The 10,622-nt window shown below is 26.3% G+C and carries 11 protein-coding genes; 5 read left to right on the forward strand and 6 right to left on the reverse strand.

Annotated features, from left to right (window positions below):
• From Q0V09_RS04010 to Q0V09_RS04020, 3 genes are all read left to right on the forward strand, one after another.
• Window positions 1-1,208, forward strand: a 1,208-nt coding sequence (locus tag Q0V09_RS04010; RefSeq protein WP_297487264.1) for a TldD/PmbA family protein, incomplete at its 5' end; no start/stop codon positions are given.
• A 24-nt stretch (window positions 1,209-1,232) separates the two neighbouring features.
• Complete coding sequence (mobB, locus tag Q0V09_RS04015) at window positions 1,233-2,321, forward strand: molybdopterin-guanine dinucleotide biosynthesis protein B (RefSeq protein WP_297487266.1); 1,089 nt, start codon at window positions 1,233-1,235, stop codon at window positions 2,319-2,321.
• Between the two features lie 23 nt (window positions 2,322-2,344).
• Window positions 2,345-2,977 carry a dihydroxyacetone kinase subunit L gene (locus Q0V09_RS04020; RefSeq protein WP_297405109.1) on the forward strand — a complete coding sequence of 211 codons (633 nt, stop codon included), beginning with the start codon at window positions 2,345-2,347 and terminating at the stop codon, window positions 2,975-2,977.
• Window positions 2,978-3,020: 43 nt separating this feature from the next.
• Here Q0V09_RS04020 and Q0V09_RS04025 read toward each other — a convergent pair whose 3' ends face one another.
• From Q0V09_RS04025 to Q0V09_RS04040, 4 genes are all read right to left on the reverse strand, one after another.
• Complete coding sequence (locus Q0V09_RS04025) at window positions 3,021-3,650, reverse strand: hypothetical protein (protein ID WP_297405110.1); 630 nt, start codon at window positions 3,648-3,650, stop codon at window positions 3,021-3,023.
• A 77-nt stretch (window positions 3,651-3,727) separates the two neighbouring features.
• The gene (locus Q0V09_RS04030) at window positions 3,728-4,762 is read right to left on the reverse strand and encodes a ribonucleotide-diphosphate reductase subunit beta (protein ID WP_297405125.1); all 1,035 of its coding nucleotides are present in this window, start codon (window positions 4,760-4,762) and stop codon (window positions 3,728-3,730) included.
• A complete protein-coding gene (locus tag Q0V09_RS04035) occupies window positions 4,755-7,001 on the reverse strand; it encodes a ribonucleoside-diphosphate reductase subunit alpha (protein WP_297487268.1) in 2,247 nt (748 codons plus the stop codon). Before Q0V09_RS04035 ends, Q0V09_RS04030 begins: the two co-directional genes overlap by 8 nt.
• Window positions 7,002-7,205 carry a glutaredoxin domain-containing protein gene (locus tag Q0V09_RS04040; protein ID WP_297487270.1) on the reverse strand — a complete coding sequence of 68 codons (204 nt, stop codon included), beginning with the start codon at window positions 7,203-7,205 and terminating at the stop codon, window positions 7,002-7,004.
• Window positions 7,206-7,367: 162 nt separating this feature from the next.
• Here Q0V09_RS04040 and dinB point away from each other — a divergent pair, with 162 nt between their 5' ends.
• Complete coding sequence (dinB, locus tag Q0V09_RS04045) at window positions 7,368-8,420, forward strand: DNA polymerase IV (protein ID WP_297487273.1); 1,053 nt, start codon at window positions 7,368-7,370, stop codon at window positions 8,418-8,420.
• Between the two features lie 71 nt (window positions 8,421-8,491).
• Window positions 8,492-8,653, forward strand: a complete 162-nt coding sequence (locus tag Q0V09_RS04050) for a hypothetical protein (protein WP_297404884.1) — start codon at window positions 8,492-8,494, stop codon at window positions 8,651-8,653.
• A gap of 24 nt (window positions 8,654-8,677) precedes the next feature.
• On the opposite strand, the gene Q0V09_RS04055 is transcribed toward Q0V09_RS04050, so the two are convergent.
• Together Q0V09_RS04055 and Q0V09_RS04060 are read right to left on the reverse strand one after the other, a co-directional pair.
• Entirely contained in the window at window positions 8,678-9,562 is an 885-nt protein-coding gene (locus Q0V09_RS04055) for a cation transporter (RefSeq protein WP_297404886.1), read from the reverse strand.
• Between the two features lie 68 nt (window positions 9,563-9,630).
• On the reverse strand, window positions 9,631-10,622 hold a 992-nt coding region (locus Q0V09_RS04060; protein WP_297487274.1), incomplete at its 5' end, for a MalY/PatB family protein.

Below are 10,622 nucleotides of genomic sequence, written 5' to 3' on the forward strand. Positions count from 1 at the left end.
CAGACTCACAAAATATGGGAATATCTTTTAGAGTTAAATTTAACAATAAAATGGGATATTCATATACTGAATCTCTTGAAGAAAATGATATTATTCCCCTTATTGAAACGGCAATTACCAATGCTAAAATAATTGAAAATGACGATATTATTGATATCTATGGGGAAATTAAAAAATATGAGCATATTGATTCTTTTAATGAAAATTTAAATAATGTTAGTGTTCAAGAAAAAATAGATTTTTTAATAACTGCTGAAAAAACCGCTCTTTCTATGGATAAAAGAGTTAAAAGCGTTAATTATTGTGCTATTGGAAGTGGAGCAAGTGAGGTTATTATTAAAAACTCAAAAGGCCTTTATCTAAATCATAAAGGCAATTCAATATATGCATATATCTCTGTAGTTGTTCAAGATGGTGAATCTTTAAAAAATGATTCAGCATATATTGTCACAAGAGATTTTAATACAATGAATCCAATTGAGTTATCAAAAAAAGCAGTAAATAAAGCTCTTTCTAAACTTAATTCTATCAATGTGGATAGTCAAAATTACCAAATAATTATAAAAAATGATACCTTTGCTGATCTATTAGGAGCTATGAGTGGAATATTTTCTGCTGAGGCTGTGCAAAAAGGAGTATCTAAATTTAAAGGACATTTAAATGAGATAGTTGCCAATGAAAATGTAACTATTGTTGATAATCCTCATTTAAAAGATGGATATGGCAGTGCCCCATTTGATGCTGAAGGAGTCCCAACTATTGAAAAAAAACTTATAGATAAAGGTACTTTAAAAACATTTTTACATAATTTAAAAACTTCTAAAAAGGATAATATTGAAACTACTGGTAATGCTTCTAAAGGAGGGTATAAAGGCACTATGGGAATCTCTCCTTTTAATTTTTATTTAGAAAAAGGACATTTAAGTTTTCAAGAATTATTAGGAAAAGTAGAAAATGGTATTTTAGTCACTGGTTTTTCAGGACTTCACTCTGGATTAAACTCTATCTCTGGAGATTTTTCTCTTGCTACTGAAGGTTTCTTAATTAAAAATGGACAAATAGATAAACCATTAAATCAGATTACTCTTGCTGGAAACTTCTTTGATTTACTTAAAAATATCCAGTATGTTGGTAATGATTTAGAATTTAATCTTTCTGCTGTTGGTTCTCCATCAATTCTTGTTAAAAATTTAAGTGTTGCTTCGTAATCTATAAATTTAGGAGGTTTTAACATGGATAAAATTACAAATATTGATGCTCTCATTCTAGCTGGTGGAAAAAGTTCTAGAATGAATTTTACAGATAAAGCTCTATTAAAATATGACTCTAATAGAAATTTTTTAGAAAAAATAACTGATGAGCTTTTTGATTTTGAAAATATTATAGTTTCTATTAATAAAGATCAAAATTTTATAATTCCTCGCGGGGTGATTATAACTGATAAAATCTCAGATATTGGTCCTGTTGAAGGAATATATCAAGGTCTAATGCACTGTCAATCTGATTCTATCTTTGTTACAACTTGTGATATGCCTAATATCACAAAAGAATTTATAGATTATATACTTAATTTTCACTCCAATGATTTTGATGCTATTATTGTGAGAGATTCAAAAGGAAAAATGTATCCTTTATTAGGAATCTATAATAAAAGTTCATTAAATACTATTGAACGTTTTATTTTAGATAAAAATTATAGAATAGCTGAAATTTTTAGGGAACTTAATGTTAAATATATTGATTTAAATTATACTACATTTGATATAAATAGAATTCTTCAAAATATTAATACATTAAAAGATTTTAAATCTTTACTTACATTTGCAGGTAACAAACCTTTTATCTGTATCTCTGGAACTAAAGGAGTTGGAAAAACAACTTTAATCAGAGAGCTTCTTATGTATTCTAAAGAAGCTAATTATAAGGTTGGTGTAGTTAAATATAACTCAGAGTTTAATTTTAATTGTTTAGACGAAAATATAAATAAATACAATGTTGCTGGTGCTCATGGTGCTCTTATATTTTCTAAAAATAACTACATTCTTTTAAAAGAAAAAACTAATAACAATTTTTTTGATTATTTAAATCAATTTAAAGAGTATGATTTTATTTTATTAGAAGATTTTAAACATGAGCCTTTCCCTAAAATAGAGATTATTAGAAAGAAAACTGGAGTAAATCCTGTTTCTAATCCTAAAAATTTACTTTTTTATGTAACTGATGTTGAAGATATTTTAAAAGATAGCTCTTTAAATTCTATTAATATAAATGATACATTTTTGATTTTCAATAAAATATTAGAGATTACTGGACTTAAATAAATAATTTTTTTGGAGGAATTTTTATGAAAGAACTTACTAGAAATAATTTAAAAAAAATGCTTTTATCAGCTTCAAAAGAACTAATACTACATAGTGATGAAATAACTAAAATAGATGCTCTATTTGAAAAAAGAAATTATGGATTAGTCACTTGTAAAATCGGAAAAATTTTAGAAACTAAAGTTGAAAACTGGGAAGAAAATATATCTATTAAAAGATTCTTCACTTCTTTAGGAGAGGAAGTTATTGCATGTGTTTATGGTACTAGTGGTCCATTATGGGGTAATCTTTTTATTGGTCTTGGAACTCCTTTAACAAATGAAACTACTTTAACTAAAGAAAATTTAAAAGAGATGTTTTCTAAATCTTTATCAGAAGTATTTGAACTTACTCCTGCTGGATTAGGTGATAAGACATTCCTTGATGCTTATATTCCCGCTGTTGAGTATATTAAAGGTTATAGTGGCGAGTCAATAACTCAAATGTTTTTAATCGCCTATAAAGAAGCTGAAAAAGGAGCTATCAAAACTAAAAATTATATGGCTAAATTTGGAACAGCTAAAAATTATCAAGAAAAAACTATAGGTACAATTGATATTGGAGCTTACTCTATTGCTATTTTATTTAAAGGATTTAGCGATTCTTTTAGTAAATAAAAAAAGGCTAATCAAAATTAAATTTTGATTAGCCTTTTCTCTTTTATTTTTTTAAACAAAACTCTTCAAAGTGAGGAAGAGTTAAACACCAATCACAGAAATTTCCCCAATCTTCTTTCAGCTTATGATGTCTTCTTTGCATATATATAGTTTTTAATTGTAAATATGACGTAGTTACTCTCATCGTTTGCTCAAGTCCCATTGGACAATTTGATATAATTCTCATATATACTTCATACTTAGTATATATTTTTCCTAAATATTCTTTTTCTTTCTCCTCTTTTTCAAAAGAATTAAAAAGTTCTATCCATTTATTTAAGTTTTCAATAACAACTTCATCAACATATTCATTACAAGATTTTTTTAAATCCATCTTTGTTAATCTATGCATTTTTGAAGTAGAAGATACTATATCAGCAAAGTGATATCTTTGAAATTGTGGTGTCCAGTAATTTGGATATGTTATATCAAATTGAACAACTATTCCTTTTAAAAAATTATCATGACCTGTTCCTGTTGGCACATTTCCAAGCTTTCCAGCTCTCTTATAGTCTTTTTCTGTTAATAATATATCCTCATCCCACTCATCTATTGTTTCGGCGATCATTGGGTATCCACTAGCTATTAGTGACTCATTTAAACCATAAACTCTATCGTTAAAAATTTTAAGCATTGTAACCTCCAAATATTTTTTTATAAATTATACCATAAAAAACAAAAAATAGAGCCCACTTTTTAGACTCTATTTTTTTAAAACTCATCCCATCCATCAACAGATGAACTCATATTATAGCTTGTTACACTTCCTTCAAAAAAGTTTGCTTTAACATTTCCTTCTCCTTCCGTATCAGCAAACTTCTCCAAATGTTTATATGGATTTTTATTAAACTCTGGATAAAGCTCTTTTAATCCTATAGCTTTTAATCTTTCATTAGCAAGCCATTTAGTATATATTTCTGTTGTTTCCATAGTTATTCCAAGTATCTGATTTCCAATTATATGGTTTGTCCAAAGTATCTCTTGCTCCACTGCCTGTGAAAACATTTCATATATTTTTTCTTCATTAAAAAAATTAGGATTTTCATTTTTTATCTCTTTTATTAATTGTTGAAAAATAACAACGTGAGATAGTTCATCTCTATTTATTAATTTTATAATATCCGATGTTCCCATCATTCTATTTCTACTTGCAAGAAGATAGAAAAAATTAAATCCATTATAGAAATATATCGCTTCTAACAAATAATCTGCTATTATAATCTCTGCAAAATTTTCATCTTTTGGTTCATCTAAAAAATTTTGATAAATATTTGCTATATATTCATTTCTTTCAAATAAAATTTTATCCTCTCTCCACTTATCATAAATAGAGTTTCTTATTTCCTTAGATAAAATAGATTCTATTATATATTGATATGATTGAGAATGTACGGCTTCTTGAAATGTTTGTATAGACAAAATTAAATTTACTTCTGGAGCTGTTATATAGTTTGAAACATTGGGAATATTATTTGTTTGAATACTATCTAAAAATATTAAAAAAGATAAAATCCCATCATATGCTTCTTTTTCAAAAACAGTTAAATTATTATAATCATTTTTATCTTGAGTTAAATCTATTTTCTCTGGAATCCAAAAATTACCCATCATATTCCTATATAAAGTATTTGCCCATTGATATCTAACATTATTTAAATTAAAAATATTTGTACTATTTCCCTTTATAATTTTTCTATCACTTAATGTATCAATTCCATCTGGGTTAAAAAGTTTCTTTCTATCCACTACAACTTTCACACTCCTCTTTATCCTTCATAATATTAGTATTTTTTTGAATTGTTCTCACATAATAAACTGATTTACACCCTTCTTCCCAAGCTGTTAAATACGTTTCATAAATATCCTTTGCTTTTATATCTTTATTTAAATCAAAAATCAACTCCATCGAAACACCTTGTGTTACCCATTTCCCAATTTTGCTCATAATTTTTACATATTTTTTAGAATCAACATTCTTAAATTCTGGATAGAACCAAGCTCTATCTTTTAAATATTTTGCAACTCTTGGAACAGCTCCCTTTTGATTTTTTTCAATATAAAATCTTGAAAATATTGGATTTACAGAAGCTGTTGCTCCCATTAATAAAGAACTTGATGTATTTGGAGCCACTGCTGTTAATTCTCCATTTCTCAATCCATAAAGAGAAACAAGTTCAAATATCTCTTCCCATTCTTTACTATATATAGAATTTTCTTTATACCACTCTAAGTTTTTATTAAAAAATAACCCCTTATCCCATTTTGAATTTTCAAATTTTAAATATTTCCCTCTTTCTTTAGCTAAAAGAGATGAAGATTTTATTGTATACATAGATATCATTTCAAAAAGTTCATCTATCTCTTTTTCTGATTCTTCATATATCATAAACTCCCTCGCTAAATAATCAGCAAGACCCATGGCACCTACTCCAATTGTTCTATAATGTTTATTATGTTTATCAGACTCTTTTATAGGTGTTTCTGTTAAATCAATTGTATTATCTAAAATTCTAACGGCAAGTGACACTATACTTTCCAATTGATCTTTCTCTAACTCTGCTAAATTTAAAGAGACTAAATTACACGTATGAACCTCTCCTAAATCAACAGTTCTAACTCCTTTATTCTCAAAAGATTCCTCTTTATAATTTCTTGTTGGAGAAAAATTAGAAAAACTTTCCATACATAGATTTCCATTTCCTATCATTCCAATATGACTATTATGATTCCCCTTATTCGCACTATCTTTAAAGAAAATATAAGGCATACCTGTTTCAATTTGAACTTTCATTATATTTTTAAATAGATTTTTTGCATCTATTTTTTTAACTAATTTTAAAGTACTATCATTTTCTAACTTCTCATAAAACTCTTCAAACTCTTCTCCATAAAGTTCACATAGTTCTATATTATATTTATTTCTTACTTCATAAGAATCAAAAAGTGTCCATACCTCATTATTTTTTACTCTTCTCATAAATAAATCTGAAACTACAATTTGTGGATAAATATCATAAGCTTTCCCTCTTTGATCTCCATTTTCTGTTTGCAGTTCTAAAAAATATTCTATGTCTAAATGCCAGGAATCAAGAGCCACTGTAACAGCACCAGACCTACGTCCTTGTTGATTCACTGCAACTGCAGTATCATTTACTATTTTTATCCAAGGAACCACTCCACCACTGGCATTTAAGTAACCATTTACTGTAGAGTTCTTTCCTCTTATTCTAGAGATATTTAATCCCACTCCTCCACCATTTTTACTAATCTTTGCAATAGTATCTATATTATAAAATATAGACTCAATATTATCATCCATTGCAGATATAAAACATGATGACAAATTGCCTTTAGGAACTCTTAAATTAGCAAGTATTGGTGTTGCTAATGATATTTTTTTTAATGATAGTGCATGATAGAATTTAGATGCAATTTGAACTTTATCTTTTTCATTAATAGATAAAAGCATAGATATACACATAAATACCTCTTGAGGCAACTCTATTGTTTTTCCCTCTAATTTTAATAAGTATCTATTAATAAACATATTAGCACCAGCATAATCATAAATCATATCTCTAGAAGTATCTATCTCTTTTTCCAAAGCTTCTATTTCAGCTTTAGAATATTCTAATAACCTTTTGTCATAAATATTTTTTTCAACTAAAAAATTAATAGTTTTTTCTAGATTACCATAAGAAAACGATCTATTATGCCAAACTTCTCTTTCCAATTCCATCATTGATAACCTTCCAGCTACATATGTCCAATCACTTTCTTCAAAACTTGTCATTGATACAGCTTGATTTATTAATGACTCTTGGATTCTTTTAGTTGTAATTTTATCTTCATAAATAGATTCTATATGACTTTCAAGAGCAACCATATTTACCTCTAAATTTTTGCAAGCTCTTATTAATTTTTCTCTAATTTTTTTTATATCTAAATTCTCCATTATTCCTGCTCTATTTATAACTTTTCTCATTTATATAACCTCTAAAAAATTTTCCATTGTTAAAAATTTTCCATTATATTCAACAACTGGTGCACTCATAATTCTAGCTTTACTCGCTACAATCATCAGTTCTTTTAAATTTTTTGAATATTGAAACTCTATTTTTTTATCTTCTAATATTTTTTTTAATGATTCACACTTACTACAATTTTCTTTTCCAAAAATTTTTATCACAATTACCTCCTAGACACAATATCTTGTGTTCGTAATTTTTAATTTATACTATATATAGTTATTATGTCATATTTTCCAAGTTTTTTCAATGAATTTATATTTTTTTAGTATAATATATTTTTTGTATTTTTTATGGTAAAATATTTAGAATAAGGAGGGAATATGGAAAGAACTATTCTTCACTATGATATGGATTCTTTTTATGCATCTGTTGAAATGAGAGACAACAAAAAATATATCGGAAAACCCATTGTTGTTGCTGGTGGCGTTGTTACAACTGCTAATTATGAAGCTAGAAAATTTGGAATTCATTCTGCTATGTCTACAATTGAAGCTAAAAGATTGTGTCCACGAGTTATTGTTGTTCCAGTAAATAAAACTAAATACTCTGAAGAATCTAAAATTATTCAAAATCTAGCATTAAAAATAACAGATAAAGTTGAATTTATAGCTCTTGACGAAGGATATATTGATATTACAAATATTATTTCTAAGTATTCTTCTAAAAAATCCTTTGCTTCCCTTTTTAGAAAGCGTATTTTTGAAAAAACTGGACTTACTTGTTCTGTTGGAATTGGTATAAATAAACTTACTGCTAAAATTGCAAGTGATATTAATAAACCTGGTGGACAATATATTTTTAATAATCAAGAGGAGTTCATTGAATTTATTAGACATAAAAATATTCGGAAACTTCCTGGCGTTGGAGTTAAATTCGAAAAAATACTAACTAAAAATAACATAAAAAAAGTTGATGATATCTTCCCATTTTCTTTAAAAGAACTCACTGCTAAATTTGGAACTTCAAGAGGAGAGTTACTTTATACTTTTAGCCGAGGAATTGATTTTAGAGAGGTCGATTTTAAAAGAGCTACTCACTCAATAGGAAATGAAATTACATTTAGAATACCTCTTGATTCTGAAGTTGAAATCAATAGAGAAATTGATGATTTATTTATTTGGGCTCATAAAAGATTACTAAAAAATAAATTTCTTACTAAAACAATCTCTTTAAAAATACGCTATAGTAATCGTGATACAATAACTAGAGCTAAAACTAGAGCTATTCCTACAGATAATATTGATATCTTAAAGAGTATGTTAGATGAACTTTCTTTAGCCGTTGATATTAGCCGAGATATTAGGTTGCTTGGTGTTTCTTTTTCAAGTTTAATAAATAAATCCAAAAGACAACTAACTTTAAATAATTTTTAAATTTATTTGAAGGAATCATTTAATTTTACAGTAAATATATCATATACAAATCTTATATAAAGGGGACGCTTATGAAAAGTAAAAGAATTTATTTAGATGAAACTGACAATATGGAATTTATTTTAAAAGAGTATGGTTTAAATTTTTTTAAAACTGAAAAAAGAAAAGTGCCTAAAATGAAAAAAGAATCTAAAATTAACTATAAAAAATCTAAATTAACTAGCAAAGCTTAAAAAGGAGGCCTCTGGGCCCCCTTTTTAAATATCAGGAATAAATTCCAAATAAAAATCAGGAATTTTATCTTTCAAACTATTTTTTAACTCCAAATGTATTAACGAAATTTCATTTACATCTATATTTCTGTTTTTAGATAAAAAATAAAGAGAGATCCACACTTTTCTTCCTGTCCTTACAACATCATAAAAAGTAACTTCATAGGGATATTTTTTAAATATTTCACTGCTTATCTCTTTAATTTCCTTTAATATGCTTTCTTCTGCTGAAATTAAAAATACACATTTAAGCTCTCTAATTACCATTTTTATTGGTTCTGGTAATAAGAATAAAGCAATTAATAGAGCAACTATAGGATCCATATACTTCCCTATATTTTCAGAAAGTACATTCTTTAAAAATAACTCAAAAGAAAAGGCTAAAGTCATTCCTAAACTATATAACATATCTATTTTCCATCCATATATTTCACTATCTACTATTCTTGAATTAATATTTTTATTTTTATAATTCATATATAAATATATTCCTAGACTTGTTACCGTACATACTAATTCAAACCACACAACCTGAGAATAATCAATTTTCTTTCCACCCTCTATTAGTAATTGAATATTTGTTATAATTAAACCCAAAGCTACAGAAGTATACATAAGTCCTTTTAAAATTATAAAAAACGATTCATATTGAGCATAACCAAAAGGTCTCTTTTCACTTACTGGTTTATAAAATAAAGGAATTAATGCAATTGAAAGAGCTATTATAAAAAGTTCAATACTATCAAATACAGCATCCATTAATACAGCTTGAGATTTACTATAAATTGACATAAATATCTCACTTATAACAAAAATTATTCCAGCATATAAAGAAATTTTCATAATTGTTTTTTCTTTTTCTATTCTCATTAAAATATCACCACTTATCTATATTTTAATTATAGATACTTTAATTTTTTTAATTTTCCTCTTAATTATTATTCATTTGGAAATGTAGATTTCAATCTATTTAATGCCTCTTTTAAAACATTCTCATGACATGCAAAATTAATTCTTACAAATCCTTCTCCCTCTTCACCAAAAATCTCTCCACCATCAATTACTATTTTTGCTTCTCTTTCAATCTTTCTTTTTATCTCTTTATATTCTAAATTCATCTCTCTTAAATCTAACCATCCTAAATAAGTCCCTTCTAATTCAATACATTTTAAATTTTTAAAATTTTCTTCTATAAAATTTTTCATATAAATATAATTCTTTTCTAAATATTTTTTTAATTCCTCAAGCCAAATTTCTCCATCTTTTGTATATGTACTTTCAATTGCAACAGCACCATACATATTAGCAGTCGGTTTATCCCAATTTCTTTCCATCTCATTTAAAAATTTAATTTTCATAACATTATTTGGTATTATAGTATTTGCTATTTTTAAAGCTGCACAATTAAAAGTTTTACTTATCGAAGTACATACTACTAATTGATCTAAGATCTTCTCATTTACAGTTCCTAAAGAAGTAAAAGCATTATTAAATAATGCTAAATCACTATGGATTTCATCAGATATTATAGTTATACTGTATTTCAAACATAATTCTACAATTTTTTCTAACTCTTCTTTTTTCCAAACTCTTCCAACAGGATTATGAGGATTACATAATATCATCATTTTATTTTTAGGATCTTTTAATTTTTCTTCTAAATCTTTAAAATCAATAGTATATTTTTTCCCATCAAACTTTAATTTATTATTTACAATTTTTCTATTATTAACCTCTATTGCTCTTTTAAAAGGAGGATATACTGGATTTTGTATAACTACTCCGTCTCCTTCTTCTGTAAAAGCTTTAATTGAATAACAAATAGCAGAAACAACTCCAGTATTTGTCACTATCCAATCTTTTTTTATATCCCAATCATTTCTATTTTTTTGCCAATAAAGTATACCTTTATAATAATTTTCACTAGGTA

Origin of the sequence: uncultured Cetobacterium sp. (assembly GCF_947039425.1) — a bacterium.
In the GTDB taxonomy this organism is placed as follows: Bacteria; Fusobacteriota; Fusobacteriia; order Fusobacteriales; family Fusobacteriaceae; genus Cetobacterium_A.

Bases quoted from the DNA above. Each gene is read 5' to 3' on its own strand.
- Q0V09_RS04055 (WP_297404886.1), bottom strand. From the start codon at position 9,562: ATGAGAATAGAAAAAGAAAAAACAATTATGAAAATTTCTTTATATGCT.
- dinB (WP_297487273.1), top strand. From the start codon at position 7,368: ATGGAAAGAACTATTCTTCACTATGATATGGATTCTTTTTATGCATCT.
- Q0V09_RS04050 (WP_297404884.1), top strand. From the start codon at position 8,492: ATGAAAAGTAAAAGAATTTATTTAGATGAAACTGACAATATGGAATTT.
- mobB (WP_297487266.1), top strand. From the start codon at position 1,233: ATGGATAAAATTACAAATATTGATGCTCTCATTCTAGCTGGTGGAAAA.
- Q0V09_RS04020 (WP_297405109.1), top strand. From the start codon at position 2,345: ATGAAAGAACTTACTAGAAATAATTTAAAAAAAATGCTTTTATCAGCT.
- Q0V09_RS04035 (WP_297487268.1), bottom strand. From the start codon at position 7,001: ATGAGAAAAGTTATAAATAGAGCAGGAATAATGGAGAATTTAGATATA.
- Q0V09_RS04025 (WP_297405110.1), bottom strand. From the start codon at position 3,650: ATGCTTAAAATTTTTAACGATAGAGTTTATGGTTTAAATGAGTCACTA.